Origin of the sequence: Dyadobacter sp. CY343 (genome assembly GCF_021390335.1) — a bacterium.
In the GTDB taxonomy this organism is placed as follows: Bacteria; Bacteroidota; Bacteroidia; order Cytophagales; family Spirosomataceae; genus Dyadobacter.
Window position 1 is genome coordinate 1,278,769 of the sequence record NZ_JAJUXK010000004.1, and the last position, 16,397, is coordinate 1,295,165.

The 16,397-nt window shown below is 45.4% G+C and carries 16 protein-coding genes; 2 read left to right on the forward strand and 14 right to left on the reverse strand.

Features of this window, described 5'->3' with window-relative positions:
* Positions 1 to 62 precede the first annotated feature (62 nt).
* The gene (locus LZG94_RS17450; RefSeq protein ID WP_233793069.1) at positions 63 to 1,382 is read left to right on the forward strand and encodes a deoxyribodipyrimidine photo-lyase; all 1,320 of its coding nucleotides are present in this window, start codon (positions 63 to 65) and stop codon (positions 1,380 to 1,382) included.
* A gap of 5 nt (positions 1,383 to 1,387) precedes the next feature.
* Here the strand turns inward: LZG94_RS17450 and LZG94_RS17455 are convergent, their stop codons facing one another.
* From LZG94_RS17455 to hisH, 13 genes are all read right to left on the reverse strand, one after another.
* A complete protein-coding gene (locus LZG94_RS17455; RefSeq protein WP_233793070.1) occupies positions 1,388 to 2,668 on the reverse strand; it encodes a pitrilysin family protein in 1,281 nt (426 codons plus the stop codon).
* A gap of 77 nt (positions 2,669 to 2,745) precedes the next feature.
* The gene (gene porV, locus LZG94_RS17460) at positions 2,746 to 3,897 is read right to left on the reverse strand and encodes a type IX secretion system outer membrane channel protein PorV (RefSeq protein WP_215234808.1); all 1,152 of its coding nucleotides are present in this window, start codon (positions 3,895 to 3,897) and stop codon (positions 2,746 to 2,748) included.
* A gap of 105 nt (positions 3,898 to 4,002) precedes the next feature.
* Positions 4,003 to 7,380: a type IX secretion system sortase PorU gene (gene porU / locus LZG94_RS17465; RefSeq protein WP_233793071.1), complete on the reverse strand. Its 3,378-nt coding sequence runs from the start codon at positions 7,378 to 7,380 to the stop codon at positions 4,003 to 4,005.
* Positions 7,358 to 7,972 carry a hypothetical protein gene (locus LZG94_RS17470; protein WP_233793072.1) on the reverse strand — a complete coding sequence of 205 codons (615 nt, stop codon included), beginning with the start codon at positions 7,970 to 7,972 and terminating at the stop codon, positions 7,358 to 7,360. The genes porU and LZG94_RS17470 overlap by 23 nt, the downstream gene beginning before the upstream one ends.
* Before the next feature lie 69 nt (positions 7,973 to 8,041).
* A complete protein-coding gene (locus LZG94_RS17475) occupies positions 8,042 to 8,221 on the reverse strand; it encodes a hypothetical protein (RefSeq protein WP_215234810.1) in 180 nt (59 codons plus the stop codon).
* 149 nt (positions 8,222 to 8,370) lie between these two features.
* Positions 8,371 to 9,144, reverse strand: a complete 774-nt coding sequence (locus LZG94_RS17480; protein WP_233793073.1) for a geranylgeranylglyceryl/heptaprenylglyceryl phosphate synthase — start codon at positions 9,142 to 9,144, stop codon at positions 8,371 to 8,373.
* Positions 9,141 to 9,578: a hypothetical protein gene (locus LZG94_RS17485; protein ID WP_233793074.1), complete on the reverse strand. Its 438-nt coding sequence runs from the start codon at positions 9,576 to 9,578 to the stop codon at positions 9,141 to 9,143. The genes LZG94_RS17480 and LZG94_RS17485 overlap by 4 nt, the downstream gene beginning before the upstream one ends.
* 93 nt (positions 9,579 to 9,671) lie before the next feature.
* Complete coding sequence (locus LZG94_RS17490) at positions 9,672 to 10,010, reverse strand: phage holin family protein (RefSeq protein ID WP_215234813.1); 339 nt, start codon at positions 10,008 to 10,010, stop codon at positions 9,672 to 9,674.
* Positions 10,011 to 10,073: 63 nt separating this feature from the next.
* Entirely contained in the window at positions 10,074 to 10,409 is a 336-nt protein-coding gene (locus LZG94_RS17495; RefSeq protein WP_215234814.1) for a phage holin family protein, read from the reverse strand.
* Positions 10,410 to 10,420: 11 nt separating this feature from the next.
* The gene (gene hisIE / locus LZG94_RS17500) at positions 10,421 to 11,050 is read right to left on the reverse strand and encodes a bifunctional phosphoribosyl-AMP cyclohydrolase/phosphoribosyl-ATP diphosphatase HisIE (protein WP_215234815.1); all 630 of its coding nucleotides are present in this window, start codon (positions 11,048 to 11,050) and stop codon (positions 10,421 to 10,423) included.
* A 10-nt stretch (positions 11,051 to 11,060) separates the two neighbouring features.
* Complete coding sequence (hisF, locus tag LZG94_RS17505; RefSeq protein ID WP_233793075.1) at positions 11,061 to 11,834, reverse strand: imidazole glycerol phosphate synthase subunit HisF; 774 nt, start codon at positions 11,832 to 11,834, stop codon at positions 11,061 to 11,063.
* A gap of 4 nt (positions 11,835 to 11,838) precedes the next feature.
* Positions 11,839 to 12,561, reverse strand: a complete 723-nt coding sequence (hisA, locus tag LZG94_RS17510) for a 1-(5-phosphoribosyl)-5-[(5-phosphoribosylamino)methylideneamino]imidazole-4-carboxamide isomerase (protein ID WP_233793076.1) — start codon at positions 12,559 to 12,561, stop codon at positions 11,839 to 11,841.
* 14 nt (positions 12,562 to 12,575) lie between these two features.
* Positions 12,576 to 13,169 carry an imidazole glycerol phosphate synthase subunit HisH gene (gene hisH / locus LZG94_RS17515; protein ID WP_233793077.1) on the reverse strand — a complete coding sequence of 198 codons (594 nt, stop codon included), beginning with the start codon at positions 13,167 to 13,169 and terminating at the stop codon, positions 12,576 to 12,578.
* Between the two features lie 285 nt (positions 13,170 to 13,454).
* Between hisH and LZG94_RS17520 the strand changes: the two genes are divergently transcribed.
* On the forward strand, positions 13,455 to 14,945 hold the full coding sequence (locus tag LZG94_RS17520) for a M14 family zinc carboxypeptidase (RefSeq protein ID WP_233793078.1): 1,491 nt from the start codon (positions 13,455 to 13,457) through the stop codon (positions 14,943 to 14,945).
* An 83-nt stretch (positions 14,946 to 15,028) separates the two neighbouring features.
* On the opposite strand, the gene LZG94_RS17525 is transcribed toward LZG94_RS17520, so the two are convergent.
* A complete protein-coding gene (locus tag LZG94_RS17525; RefSeq protein WP_233793079.1) occupies positions 15,029 to 16,366 on the reverse strand; it encodes a T9SS C-terminal target domain-containing protein in 1,338 nt (445 codons plus the stop codon).
* Positions 16,367 to 16,397: the final 31 nt, after the last annotated feature.

The window sequence follows — 16,397 nt, forward strand, 5'->3', positions numbered from 1 at the left end:
GTAAATATAGTTACTTCATGTTTATTCATAATCCAGCCCATTGATTACATTTTTCAGATTTCATGAGCCTGCCTAAAAAAGAGAAAATAACGATATTCTGGCTTCGACGCGATTTGCGGCTACACGACAACGCGGGGCTTTATTACGCATTGAAATCTGATCACCCGGTTGTACCGCTGTTTATTTTTGACAAAAATATCCTCGACGATCTCAACAACAAACAGGATCCGCGCATAACCTTTATATATCAGGCGATCGAGAGAATACGTAAAGAGCTGCGTGAGAACGACGCCGACATATTAGTCGAATATGGATTTCCTTTGGAAGTATGGAAGCGGCTCAGCGACCAGTACGATATTGCCGAGGTGTACACCAATACCGATTATGAACCTTACGCCACCGAGCGGGACAGGGAAGTATTCAATATTATAAAACAAAAAGGTACTGTTTTCAAAACGTGTAAAGACCAGGTTATTTTTGAAAAACAGGAAATACTTTCAGGTAAAGGTTCGTCTTACACGGTATTCACACCTTACAGCCGTGCGTGGAGGGAGAAGGCCAACGATTTTTACCTCTCTTCCTATCCTACCAAAAGATACTTTAAAAATCTGCTGAAATGGAGCGGCACCGCAATTCCATCCATAGAGGAGATGGGCTTCGAAACTTCGGATTACGATTTTCCTTCGCATGAAGTAAGTGAAACTTTATTGGAGGAATATGCCAAAGCGCGCGATTTTCCGGGGATGGACGCAACAAGCCGCATTGGTATTCATTTGCGTTTCGGGACTGTCAGCATTCGGCAGCTGGTACGGAAAGCCAGTGAACACAGTAATGTTTATTTGAATGAGCTGATATGGCGAGAATTCTATCAGCAGATCCTGTCCAACTTCCCCGATGTCGGGCGAGGAAAAGCATTTAAAAGTGCTTACGACGATATTAAATGGCGCTACGATAATGAGGAATTTAAGAAATGGTGCGAAGGAAAAACAGGATACCCGCTAGTTGACGCGGGAATGCGCCAGCTGAATACGATCGGGTTTATGCATAACCGCGTCAGAATGGTCACAGCGAGTTTTTTGGCCAAGCACTTACTTATTAACTGGCGACTGGGCGAGGAATATTTTGCTAAGAAACTGTTAGACTACGACCTCGCTGCCAATAACGGCGGCTGGCAATGGGCGGTCGGCTCGGGTACGGATGCGGCGCCTTATTTTAGGATATTTAATCCAACCGCGCAGGCAGATAAATTTGACCCGAAAGGTGAATATATTAAACGCTGGGTACCTGAGATCGGGACTGACGCATATCCTGAACCAATGGTTGACCATAAAATGGCGCGGGAGCGTTGCCTGAAAGCCTACAAAGAGGCATTGGACAAGTGAGCCGCTTATTTTCCGCCCGCAATCACAACGATCATATCCTCCGGCTTCAAATACAGATTGGCCATCGCCAGCACATCGTCGCTGGTAACAGCTTGTATCTTATCAATATAATGGTTAAAAAAGTCTGCGGGCAAACTGTCCAGAAGTAATACTTTCTGACGATCAGCTACTTCAAACGCAGTATTCAGGGAACCTGCAAATTCTCCTGCCATGAAATTCTTCACAGTAGTAAGTTCCTCTTCCCCAATACGTTCTGTTTGGAGCTTTGTGATCTCTTTCTTTATTTCTTCAATAGTGAGTTCGGTAAATTCCTTCTTCACGTCTGTTCCGATCATGAAGTAACCTGCATTGCGCAATGTGGCAACGTGAGAGGAAATCCCATAGGTAAGTCCTTTTTCCTCACGGATATTCTTCATCAGCCTCGAACCAAAATAGCCTCCCAGGATTTCGTTTGTAACCAGCATTTTGAAGTAATCTTCATGATGCCGGTTAAACAATACCCTACCCATTCGGATCGATGACTGCACAGCTTCGGGTTTCTCAATCACCGCTTCCTGTCCCTGGTAGGCAGACTTCACAATGAATGCAGGCTTGGCCTGGTGCGGTCCGATCTGGCTTTTACCCAGTGTATCATTGATCAGCGTAATATCGGCCTCCTCAACCTGGCCGGCTAATACTACTGTAAACCTTCCATTTTTGATAAACTCATTATAATGCTGGCGGATCGCGTCTAGTGAAAGCTGCTCGATATTATCTTCATCCTGACTTTGTCCGTACGGATGCTCGGTGCCGAAAAGGCGCGCCCGGAATTCAGTAGTGGCCAGATAAGCGTTCTTTTCCTTGTTGACTTTCAGATTCTGCAGGGTAATATTCCTGAGTTCTTCGAGTTCTTTTTCCGGGATCGTGGCTTGCTGAATCAGCTGGCTGACGAGCGGCAACACTTCCGGCAAAAACCTGGAAAGGCAATAGACGACGATTCCTATACGATCAGACGTATGCATCATTTCTGTGAATGCGCCCAGGCGATCGAAAGCCTCACTTATCTCACCCGAATTGAGCCGGCTCGTACCTTCGGAAAGCATTTTAATAGCGAAATACGATGCTCCGATTTGCTTCTCATACCAATTTCCAGCTTCGAAAATACATTCAATGCGAATTACAGGTTGCTCTCCGATATTGATCACACGCAGAAGAATACCATTTCCAAGCGTGTGCGTCTGAGCTTCCGGTAGGTTAATTGAACTGATTAATTTGAAATCTGGGGCGATGGAGCGATCGAGATGCATTGCAGCGGGATGAAATAAAAAAACGAATGACGTTGCAATAACGCCATTCGTTTCGAAATAATTAAATATAATAACTCTTAGTTCTCGGTGTCGTTTACGTCCAGTCTCTCTGCCTTATTCAGTGCCAGAGAAAGGGTAATACGAAGTGTATTTGCTAACGGGCTTCCCTGAGTTACCGGGAAAAGGTAAGCGAAATCAACTGCATATCTGTCCATAAAGCGCAGACCTGCACCGGCAGTAAAGAACTTGTTTCCATTTTTATATTTGTTTTCGCCATGGTAACCAGCTCTTAAAGCGAAGATATCGTTGTACCAGTATTCAGCTCCTGCCGAAATTGCAATTTCCTGCATTTCTTCCTTGAATCCGTCTGGCGCATCAGAGAATGAGCCAAATACACCTTTCAGTAATGGTCTTGCATTGTAGTCTGTTCCGTCTGGTGTTGGTACCATCAATTTGTAGGCGTCAACTATGAAGTTGAACCTGTTCCTTCCGTCGCCGGTGAAGGACAATCCTGCACCTACCCGAAGGTTGGTGGGAATAAAGTTCTCAGTATCAGTCCCTGCGCCGTAATTAATCTTACCTCCCAGATTAGAAAGTACAGCTCCCAAAGACCAAGTAAGATCGCTGCCGCTATCTTCATTCTTAATTTGCTTTCTATAATAAGCACTGATATCACCCGCCGCCGAACGTGCGGGGCTGATTGACGCTCCGTTGATCACAGCGACACCAGCCAGGTTAGAGGAAATATATTTCAAAGTCAAACCCATTGAAAAGTTTCTACCCAACTGACGTGAATAGGTACCGTTAATCGCCAGCTCCCTTGAATTGAAGTATCCCATTTGTGTACCTACCGCGTCACGAAGATCAAGTTCGCCGTTGTTGAAATAGTTGACAGACAAAGCCACAGCCTGGTTATCCCCTAATTTTTTGTAAGCTGACAGATATCCCAGCCACATATCATCTACCAAATTCCTCAGCCAGGGCGTGTAAGAAGCAGAAATTCCAAAATCTTTGGTATTGTAAGGAAGCTTTGCAGCATTCCAGTAAGTCGAATTTGCATCGGGACTTAGTGCTACTCCGGCTTCTCCCATCGCGGCACTTCTTGCGTCAGGTGCAAATGTTAAAAAAGTTAGTGGTGAAGCGGGAACTCTGGCTGAGTCAAGTTGTGCAGAAACTGAGCCTAGTGTGAGAATGGATAAAAGGGAAAAAGTACCAAAAAAAAGTTTCATAGAAATTGGATTTGCGATAGGAAGTGCTTTGTATCAGCTTCTTTTAAAGGGTCAAAAATACAATGAAAGATAGTTATTACTAAAAAACTGCTAAGTTTTATTACATTATCGGGAGCGTATTATACTACCCGACTTTTGGTCGAAGGTACTATCTTTTAATGATCGTATCAACAACTGATAAACAAGCGGGAGATTGGTAGGAATTCGGTTGCTCAGCTGCCCGGAATCAAGTGTCTGCAAAATGGTTGCTTCACTGTTATAATATTGCCACTTGAAAGTCCCCAAACGTTTTCCGTTACTAAGTAAAATATTCAAGATTAATTCTATGTCCTCATTTGCGCGACTATGATTAAGTTCAAATGAAAGATCTGTTTCAAACGGATTAGGAAATACTTTCAGGGTATTGAGTTTGATACCCCCGGGTTCAACCACTTGAAATCCGAACGCTATTTCGGAAAAGTTAGTATACGTATCCCATACTTTTAACCGAACATTATATTTACCGGCAGGCAAATTATTCATCGGAAACCTGATCGTGCCAGATTTGTAATTATCGAGGTCCGCAGTGAAGTAATCGTTCAATAAAATAGTAAGCGTATCATTAACAATAAGCGAGATGTGATGCCCTATTCCTGCACTGGAAACGCTGATACCACTTTCGTCGCTTACCTTTGCAAAAAATACGGGAGATGTACCCACATTGTCCCCGTCCCGAAATAATTCGTTATTCATGTACCCAGCCACTTGCGGAGGCGTTTTATCGGTCGAAACCGGCGCACTTCCACCTACAAAAAGCGAAAGTTGCCCCGACGCATCGGCCGAGCTATCCGCACTGGCTGCATAAATGCTGGCCCTGCCCAAACCTGTTCTGTAATCAATGTCTTTTGGAACAATAAACTCGCAGGTAAACCTGCCATCTTTTACCGATACGCTGCCGTCGAACAACTTGCTGCGAAACTCCGAATACTTTTCCGACGCTGCTTCACTGCCGAGCGTTTCGAATTGAACCGGTTTATCATAGATGGTGATCCTTGCTTTTCCCTGAAAGCTCCTGTCCGCTTCATTAGACCCGATATTAAGGATTTCTCCCTTCAATATTACTTTTTGTAAAGCCCGCAATGTGTCGGGAACCGGTGACCAGCGGATTGATTTCCTGCCCATCGCGAGCCGCATCGAAGGATCGCCCAGCAATGTAAAATTACGGTTTAGACTACCGACGAGCGCCTTATTTTTGGTTTCCCTGAAATAGTCTCCCATCAATCTCTTCTCCCCTTTTTGTATGAGCGCCTCGTAAAATGCTTTGCTCAATGTAAAATTGGTACTTGAAAAAACAGGTCTGGTCGTACTTATTGCACCTATCGCAGCGCCTTTTGGACTTAATACCATTGTTTCCGCACCCGACACAGCGCCGGGATCATCGTATCTCCCGAAGTCACAGGTAGCAGTAAAAAGCAAAGGCAGATTATCCATCCCGCGAGCGCTCAGCATATCGGCTAATGTAAGCACCTGCTCTTCCGCCCAACCGCCCACCCCGCCGTGCCCGGTATAGTTGATGATCAGCGTACCGTCGTCAATACCTTTCCTGATTTTCGCATTGACCGCCGGCGACTTCTGACCTTCGTTTGTTGTGACCTGCGGATATTCGTCAATAAATATGCGCTCTGGAAAAAGCTCGCCCTGGATCAGACCGGCCAGCTGGCCGGCGTGGCGCTGATGAATATTCCCGTCGCCGTCATCGGCAATAAACTGTACTTTATTCTTCCAGCTACCTTCCGATCGCAGCGTTTCGTAGCGGATTAGCTTGTTTACAATCGTTTTAGCCTCACCAATCGTCTTGGCTGGCAACCGTCCTATTCCAATATCCAGCGTGTGATCTCCTGCCGAAGATTCTGTCCATTCACCTTCATTTGGCTCCAAAAAACCAAAATAATCGTCTGACGAATAGGTATATACCGGATTCAAAGATTCCCGGCTCTCGTACACAGGCACCCAGTTGTTTCTTTGTGCCTGCGACTGATTTTTGGCCAAATTTCGATAGTCAAATGTCGCATCACCGAACAGCAGCAGGTACTTAAGTTTTCCAGGTGTTTTTTGGTATAAATGCCTCACGTAGTTTCTAATAGCACTCACATCCGGTTTTCCTGAGCCAAATTCATTATATATCTGCTGCGTAGTGACCACTGTTGTTTTCACCCCATTTTTTCCCGATCGAAAAGCAGCAAGCCGCTTTGCTTCCGATTCCCAGGTTGCGGGTGTCACGATCAGGAGTTCAGGTGTTTCCAGCGATATGATATCCTGGCTTTGAACAGGCTGCCAATTTGCCGGAATAAATGCCTGATCGGTTTTAAATCCCACATATCTGACCTGTTTCTCAGGAACTTGCCTATTAAACGAAAAGCTACCCGAGTTTCCCTGATTCACGATCGACCGGGGCTCTGCAGCGTTGCTTACATCCCAAAGCCAGCTGCCAGCCGCCTCAGGAAACCGATAAGTAACAATTTCGGAGGGTTGATTTATAAAATAGTATATCTGCTGTTTATCAAAAAAGCGCAGCTCTCTTTTAAATTGTAGTGAAAGAAAATTGAGATATCCCTGTGCCGAATTTTGCCCGCCTTTATTATGAAGTACACCAGCCCTGAAAGTAGCAGGCGGCGCGGCGGGAGCTGTGGTAATTGCCGTGAAGTCTGATCTTAATGCTTTCACATCGTAAGTCCCCGAACCCACAGTTCCAATTGAAGTTTCACCTAAATTTTCACCATTTAATTGCCAGGAAAAACGGGTGGGAACCTGGGCAGCGCCAATCGCAGAGCCCCGGAATATAAGCGGGGAACCAGGTACTACATTCGGAATTTCTGCTCCGATTTGAAATTCCGTATTTGCCAAATATTCACCCCACCATTCCCGGCCTGATTTAAGCAAATTGCTGGCTTCCAGTTCGTGGTACCAGTAATCGTCAAATTGCGTAACTACTCTCCCCGCAGTCGCAGTTTGTTCTGCGTTCTTAATCCTGAGCCCCGCTTTTTGACCAAAAGACAGATAATAGTAGCTTGTATCGGAGTAGTAGTTGAGTTGATGATAAAGTTGCGCTTTGGCAGTATCGTAAAGGATTACGTGTGGTGATTCTGCGAAAAAGTAGATCGCGTCGCCTGTATCGAATTTTCCATCGCCTTCGCCCTGGACGAGAATAGCGTTTTCGAGCAATTCGCCATTTGTTTTCGCTGAATTGGATTGAGGCAACATTTGCCCCCCGGTACCGAAGATTCGTAAGGTAGTTGGGTCAAGGCCCGACACATTTACGCCCATCTCACGCAGGAATGCATGGTCAATTTTATGAACACCTGTTTGCGTAACAGCGATCTTGAACCAATCACCGGTAGCGAGTACAGATTGTGCAGGAAGTTGGTAAAAGGAAGAAGTGCCCAGATAGATTAAAACAGGGAGCAATAAATGTCTGAAAAAGTCAGCACGCTTCCACCAATGCATGGGCAGGTATTGTATAAAGGCGTTTTGAAGCCTTGTCTGTACATAATATGCGGGTTCTTCTCAAAATCCCGCGGGTAAAAGTCCTGTTCTGAAAAACGAAGTTTGAACCTTCATGCAGCTGAACCAATGCAACTCTGCCAGAGCTTATTGCCTGATCATCATATTGCCTGAGCGCATTAAAGAGCAACTGATCGCCTCCGGTCGAAGCAGAAGGATTATGGGAATAACGAATTAAATGTACAAGAATGTCCTCCGGAAAAACATTTTCATTTAGTACCGGCTGTAAAAGCACGCCAAATTCATATTTCCATTCGGCACCGTGCGGCGCGACACGTTTTCTTAATGTCCTTCTATATTTATAGTGAACCACACAATGTGCTACTTCGTGCAGGTAAGTAACGAGGAAATTGTAGGGATTCAGGTTGGCGTTGACCGTAATTTTTGGGATTAATCCGGGCTTTACCGTAAAGTCACCCAGGCGCGTCCGGCGGGGGCGGGACAATGAAAATGCAAAGTTGTGATTGTTAAAAAGCGCTGCACAATAGGCGCTGGCTGCCGAAGGAACATGCAGGCCAAAGGAGATATTTTTCATCCCTTAAATAAAAAAAGAAAAGCCCTATTTTCATAGAGCTTTTCCAATGTTTTCGACTTGTACGTCTGATTACTTGATAGAATCAGCAGAAGCAGAATCAGTTACCATTGTGTCAACAGCAGTAGTATCAACCATAGGAGTTTCAACAGTTACAGCAGTTGTGTCAGCAGATTCGTCAGCTGGTTTGCTAGTACAAGAAGCGAAAGCTACCATCCCGGCAACAAACGCAAATGCAAAGAATTTTTTCATTTCTTGGGTGTAATTAAGGTTCGATACAAATGTAATATGATTGAAAGCAATATTCCTAAATTTTGAGATTGTATTTTTCCAAGAACTTAAAATTTCCTTAGAAAAAACTTAAATCCCTTGATTAAATCCAAGAATTTCTCGCGAATCTATCACACACTTTGCAGTTTCCGGTTGTAGCTGTTTACGCATTGGGCGATTTCCGGAAGTAATTCTGGGTTTTGTTCAATTCCATTTCCAACTACTATCACATCTGCGCCGGCACTCAACGCGATATCAGCTTTCTCAAAGGAATTGATTCCGCCACCGACAATAATAGGCGTGTCCACAGCTTGCCGAACTGCGGCGATAATTTCGCCGGGAACCGGGAACTGAGCTCCGCTGCCTGCATCCAGGAACATGTGTTTCAGGCCGAGGTATTCGCCTGCCAGTGCAGTGCATGCAACGATACCGGGTTTGTCACGTGGAAGTGGCGTGGTGGCACTGATATAAGATACCGTAGTCAGTTTCCCGCTTTCTACCAGCATATAGCCGGTTGGTAGTACCTCAATGCCGCTGCGCTTAAGCAAAGGAGCCGCAATGACGTGCTGTCCGATCAACAGCTCCGCATTCCGGCCGGAGATTAAGGATAATAAAAGAATTGCGTCCGCTGAGGGATCAATATGGAGACTGCTTCCTGGAAAAAGAATGGCAGGAATATCAGTATGCTCGTGAATTGCAGCTATTAATTTATCAATCGCGTAATTAGTAATGAGGCTTCCTCCTACAAAAAAGAAGTCAACGCCATAACCAGCCGCATATTCTAGGAATTTCGGAAAAGTGGAGAGATTTACTTTATCTGGATCTAAGAGAACGGCAAACGATTTCCTTTTTTCTATTTTACGCTTCAAAAGGAGGTCTGCGATTTGATGATTCGCTGTTTTCATTCAGTTTTTCGTTCGTCTTCAATTAAATGCTTAAGCTTTTTGCGGGCCCAGCCCACGGCTAACGTCCAGGCCAGGCTTTGAACAGCCGCTGCAACCTGCGACTCTTTTTTCACCTTGTCAAGCTTCTTGTTAGTCACCAGGTGCAGCTGATTTTCCTCCGCCTCCTCCTCCCTTTTCTTAGCTTCTTCCCGCTGCTTGTCCTTTTTCGTTTTAGGAAGGAATGCATTCATTACTACAAATGTAGTGGCAACTACACCTCCTATTATCAAAGCCTGTTTTCCGTAGGCAGTAGCGTCTGTTTTCAGATCAGTCCACTGGTTCTCTAGCTTGTCACGATAAATATCAGCATCTAGTAGCAGGTCCTGCTTATCTCTGTCTGTATCAGACGAAAAAGGCTTGGTAATTTTTACCGACGAATCTATTGGAGTACTCATTTCATTTCTGTTTAATGGTGCCCTAAGAATTCAAAAGGAATCCAAAAATAGTAATTCGGGCTAATTTATTTCTTAAAATAGACCAGCAAAGCTTTATTCCTCTTTATCCTTCATAAAACGAACGATCACTGAGCGTATCATCTGGATAAACTTTTCTTTCCATACGATCCAGATTATCAGCTTGATAACAAATACACCAAGCAGGATCAGGTATCCCAGGTAATCGCTGTCCAACCATTTATTCAGGAAGGTTCCGAGTAGTATAACTACTAATATCAGTACTGTGAGCGCTATACATAACACCAGGGCCCCGTAAATCGCCATGACAACAGCGCGCTCAATCTTGTCCCTGGTCTCAATCTTAAATAAATCGATCCGAGTCTCGAAATATTTAAAAAGCGTGTCTTTGATTTCCTCTATTTGGCTAAGCATAATCAGGTAGTTATCAAGTCATGTGTATCCGTTTCCAACCCTTTTTTCCGGGTCTCGCGTACACTAGTCCAAAAACATACCAAGTAAAGCAGAAACAACAGAAACGACCAGACCGAAGAGCAGAGCCGAAAAGAAGTTACTGATATAAAATCCATCTACCAGAAAGCTAGCCAGGTAAATGATAAATACGTTAACGACAAAATAGAACAGTCCCAGCGTAAGAATCGTAATGGGGAGTGCAAGAATTTGCAGGACCGGTTTTAAAAATGTATTCAGGATTCCCAGCACGATGGCCACAATGATTGCAGTCGTAAAACTTTCGACTGAAACTCCGGGAATTAAATGAGCACCTACCAGTACAGCCAAAGTACTGATTACAAGTCGTAGGAGTAATTTCATGCACGATGTGTTTATTGGTGACGGCTACGAAGTACGTCAATTACCTCATCTAAGTCAATGTTTTTTTCTTCCAAAAGCACCAAAAGATGGAACAGCAAATCGGACACTTCGTTCTTGAAAAGCTCAGTATCATTATCCTTCGCTTCGATCACAACCTCGACCGCTTCCTCGCCTACTTTCTGCGCGATCTTGTTGATTCCCCTTTTAAAAAGGCTGCTTGTATACGATTCCTCGGTCGGGTTTAATTTTCTTTCCCTGATTACTTTTTTCTGAAGATAATTGAGAAAAAAAGCCTCCCCGATTCGGGCATCCTGACTATTTTTTTCCCCAAAACAGGTATCAGCCCCTGTGTGGCATGTTGGACCGGCCGGAGTGGCCTTTATCAGCAAAGTGTCACCATCACAATCGGCAATGATTTCGTTAATAAAAAGGAAATTACCCGAGGTTTCACCCTTCGTCCAAAGCCGCTGCTTGCTCCGGCTGAAAAACGTAACTGTTCCTTCCAGCCTGGTCTTTTCCAAAGCTTCGGAATTCATGTAACCGAGCATCAGCACTTTGTCAGTGTGAAAATCCTGGATAACTGCCGGTACCAGCCCGTCGGCCGATTTTGCAAAATCAATTGTAGAAAAAGTGTCGCTCATCTTGTATTATTTATCTGGTCAGTCTGATAGGAAGTTGTTTGTCGCTCAAATAATCCTTCAAGTCGGGAATATCGATTTCCCTAAAGTGAAAAATGCTTGCCGCCAAACCTGCATCAGCTTTTCCTGTTGTGAAAACATCATAAAAATGTGACATACTACCCGCTCCACCTGAGGCGATCACGGGTATATTACCGTTATCGGAGATTGTCGCCGTCAGTTCGAGCGCGAAACCGTTCTTGGTACCGTCGGTGTCCATCGACGTCAGCAACAACTCGCCGGCGCCCCGATCCTCCACTTCTTTGGCCCAGGGAATCGTGCGTAGTTTGGTAGGCTTGCGGCCCCCGTGCGTGTGCACAATGTGCTCTTTCCCGTGCTCCGTATCTATATAACGCGTATCAATAGCCACTACAATGCATTGACTGCCAAATTCAAGAGCTAGCTCATTGATCAAATCCGGGTTGCGGACAGCTGCTGAATTTATAGAAACCTTGTCGGCTCCCGCGTGCAGCAATGCCGAAACATCCGCCACCGAGGAAATCCCGCCGCCGACAGTAAAAGGGATATTGATAGTCTGCGCTACCCGTTTTACCAATTCGATAAATGTCGAGCGGCCGTCGATCGTGGCGGTGATATCGAGATAAACAAGCTCGTCCGCTCCCTGCGCTGCGTAAAGTGCGCCGAGCTCCACTGCATCGCCTGCATCGCGCAGGTTCACGAAATTAACCCCTTTTACAGTGCGCCCGTCTTTTACGTCCAGACAGGGAATTATTCTTTTTGTCAGCATAATATCAGGATGAAAAACGCATTAGTTCGGGTAAGCTGATCCTGTTTTCATAAATGGCTTTTCCGATAATCACACCGCAAATGTTCATTTCCGCTAATTTCTCCACATCCCCAATTCCGCTAATCCCGCCGCTGGCTATGATATTCAGGTCGGGACATTTATCCTGAAGATTTTTATAAAGATCAAATGAAGGTCCTTGCAGCAAACCGTCTTTCGCCACGTCGGTACTGATCGTATATTTCACGCCTTTTTCCACATATTCTTCTACAAAATCATAAACCCATAATGTCGTACCCTCTTCCCAGCCGCTCACAGCGATCTTTTCGTTTTTCGCGTCAGCTCCGAGGATAATCTTGTCGCCGCCGTAAGTTTGCAGCCAGTGGGTAAATAACTCCGGATTTTTAACCGCAATACTACCACCGGTAACCTGCTTGGCGCCACTTTCAAATACCACGCGCAGATCATCGTCTGACTGAACGCCGCCGCCGAAATCAATATGCAGCGAGGTTTTTGAAGCAATGCTTTCCAGTACCTTCCAGTTGACGACCTTCCTGGCTTTTGCTCCATCCAGGTCTACCAAATGCAGCCTTTTCAGACCTGCGTCTTCGAACTGCATGGCTACTTCCAGCGGATGCTCATTATATATTTTCTTTTGTCCGTAATCGCCTTGTGTAAGGCGCACGCATTTTCCTTCGATCAGATCAATAGCGGGTATTATTTCGATCATTTATGGTCGGGTATTTAGGATTTCAAGTTCAAAAAGTTCTCAATGATCTGCTGGCCCGCGTCGCCGCTGATCTCACAGTGAAATTGCGCCGCGTAGAAATTATCCCGGTGCAGCATCGCACTGAACGGGAATGCGTAATCACAGGTGGCGACAGTATATTCGCAAACGGGAGCCGCATAACTATGTACGAAATACATAAATGCACTTTGCGGAATGTTATCAGTAAGCGGGGTTTTGTAGTCAATTATATTGTTCCAGCCCATGTGCGGCACTTTCATGCCCGAGTCGGCCGGAAACCGTTTTACGTCCACATCGAATATCCCCATACAATCCGTATTGTTCTCTTCCGAATGCCGGCACATCAGCTGCATGCCCACGCAGGTCCCGAATACCGGCTGTTTCAATTCAGGGATAATTTTGTCAAGACCCGTTTTGCGCAGGTAGCTCATGGTCGTGCTCGCTTCGCCCACGCCGGGAAAAATGACCTTATCGGCAGAAGTGATCTCGGCTACGTCGTCGGTGTACAGGTACCCAGCGCCCAGCCTGTCGAGCGCGTACATGACCGACTGCACATTTCCTGCATTGTATTTGATGATTACGGTTTTCATCCGGTTTCGATATTGAGAAAAGAACAAAAAAAGCCCGATTAAAAAATCGGGCTTCTGGGGGATACTATGTATTCAACCTTATTACAACACTACTTGCAAAAACATATCACCCAAGACGACCGAAAGCCTGACGGCTATGATGAAAATGATGATATGTTTCAGCGATTATCATACCACAAATGTAAGCAAAAAAAGTGAACACCGGCAGCCGTCAAGTAAAAATTGCATTAAAATTTGCTTAGAGATTTCTTGTACATTGCATCTGCAAAATGGCCTTTTACCATCATGAAACTATTCTTTTCACGTCTTTTCTTTTTCCTGATCACATTGGTTACTTCTCAATCCATGGCGCAGTCCGACGAGCTGGCGCAGAAGCTTTTTAAAGCACATTCCACATTTAAGGAAGCCACACTCACACAAAGGCGCTTCAAGCAAAAGGACATTCTTCCATTGATTTCCAAGCGGCTGGGCAACCCGATGTACACCATTGAAAAGGTGGGTGAATCCTTCGAAGGACGTACAATCCAGATGCTGAAAGTAGGTACCGGCAAGAAAAAAGTGCTGCTCTGGACGCAAATGCACGGCGACGAGCCGACCGCAACCATGGCCAGTTTTGACATGTTCAACTTCCTGGAAGGCAAAAACGACGGCTTCGACAGCTTTCGCAAGGAATTATTAGAAAAAACCACGTTATACTTCGTCCCAATGCTCAATCCGGACGGCGCAGAACGCTACCAGCGCCGCACAATGCAGGGCATTGATATGAACCGCGACGCCGCAGCCCGACAAACGCCCGAGGCGGTAATACTGAAAGGTTTGGTGGATAAACTAAAACCAGACTACGGTTTCAATCTCCACGACCAGAGTCCGCGCTACTCGGCGGGCAGGAGCCCAAAAGTGGCGACTATCTCATTTCTGGCGACTTCTTATGATTACGAGCTGTCGATCAACGACGTGCGCCAGCGTTCCATGCAGCTCATTGTGGGTATGAATAAGATACTGCAAAAGTACATTCCCGGCCAGGTAGCAAGGTATTCCGACGATCACGAGCCGCGCGGGTTTGGAGATAATGTTCAAAAATGGGGAACTACACTGGTACTGATCGAATCGGGAGGCTATGTAGGCGATCCGGAAAAGCAATATATCCGGCAGCTCAATTTTATGGCGATACTGTCTGCATTAGGCAAGATTGCCGACAACTCGCTGACGAAAGAAAAACGTGACGATTATTACGACATACCCGAAAACGGTCGCTGGGTTTATGATCTGGTAGTAAGGAATGCGACGGTAAGGCAAGCGGGAAAATCTTTTACAACCGACCTTGGAATTAATCGGAATGAAGTAAGCTACTCCAACGCGACGAAGTTCTTTTATTACAGTAAAATAGAAGATTTCGGCGACCTGCACCCGCAGTACGGAAGTCAGGAGATTGATGCGCAAGGGTATACTATTGAAAAAGGAAAAGTTTACCCTACTACCTACAAGAATGTGAGCGAGATCAGTAAGCTCAATGCATTAAACCTCCTGAGAGAAGGCTACACGTATGTAAGGCTTGCAGCCGATGCCAACACGCGTGCACTTGGACTTTATTTTACCACAACCCCACTACATATATTAAGAAGCGGCCAACCCGCACCTTCGGGCGTACCTGGGCTGGGTAATACTGCAACCTTCATTCTCAAAAAAGGAGGCAAAGTAAAATATGCCGTGATCAATGGATTTGTACACGATCTGGACAATTTCACTGCGGAAAAAGGACAGGGTATTGTGGAGTAAAACGGCATTTTGATACAACAAAAAAGACCGGAGACATACGTTTCCGGCCTTTTTAAATTCTGACACCAATTATATAAGAACTATTATTTTTTCAAAGAGTAATCTGTGTTCTGGGGATCAAAATTAGCCCAGCCCGCAGTCCAGTCTGTTGTGCTGAATGCACCAGCGTAAGTAGTTGCTTCAAATCCTGCTGGCAATGTAGTACCGCCAGTCAAAAGTGGAGAAGTTGCTTGTGGCAATACCGCTGGCTTTGCAGAAATCGAATTGAAACCAGCTGGGAATAACAGGCTTGCAACAGTTGCAACACTGTTTTTAGCACCCGCAGCAAATTGCGCAGCAGTAATTCCTTCGATCGCGCCTTGCGCTTGTGTTCCTGACAAAGCCACGTGAACACCTTCCAGTTTCAAAGTACCGTTTGTAAAGTTTGGCAAAGAAGGCGCTTCGATACGAACACCTGAACGTGGCCATGCACCTGTAAATACGCTGTTGTAAATCGAGATAGACGAGTTACGACGAATTCTGGCTGCTGACGCGAATTTTCCGTTCGGAGTTCCGTCGCCCATTGCTACCGTGATGTTGGCAAATTTCGCAGCAGTTTGCGGCGTTTTGTTTGTTCCGTCACCATCGTTATCAGATTCAAATCCGTTAGAGTCACCAGCCTGGTCAGCAACCGCTGGATCACGGATGATCAAACCATATTGTACCAATCCGCTGAAACCGTTGTCTGTATCAAAATCATCATCAAGGCCACGGAAAGAGACAAGGTGTTTTGCATTCACAGTTCCACCGAACCATTCAAATGCATCATCGCCTCCGAAAGAGCATTGTACATATTCGATCTTGGTTCCTGAACCAACACCACCCATTGTAAGGCTGTTGATTTCCTGATCCGTAGCGTAAGCAATACCAGCGAATTCGATGCGCACATATTTCAGCTCGCCAGAGTTGTCAGCAGCCTCAGTACCACCGTATTCAGTTCTTCCTTCGCCTTCAATTACGGCAGGAGTCTTGTTCACAGGTGCTTTTCCAAGGATTACCAAACCTCCCCAGTCACCGGCTCTTCTTGAACCAGCTGCTTCATTGGAAGTAAAAACGATAGGCTGCGTTGCAGTTCCAACCGCCATGATCTTCGCTCCTCTTTTAACGAAAAGTGCTCCTTTTGAATCTTTATCACCTTTAATGATCGTTCCTGGCTGAATAGTAAGTGTTGCACCATCTTCCACATATACAAATCCTGTGATCAGATATTGCTTGTCAGCTGTCCATGTTGTGTTGGCCGCGATGCTTCCTTTTACGGTCACCATTTCAGTCGCTACCGGCTCTTCTGGTTCCGGCTCTGTGTTGTCGTCCTTGCAGGCTGCAAATCCTGTGAGCAACAACGCTGCCATGAGGAGGTTAAATAATTTACTGAACTTTTTCATAAAAATGATTGATTTGGATTGACTTAAACTT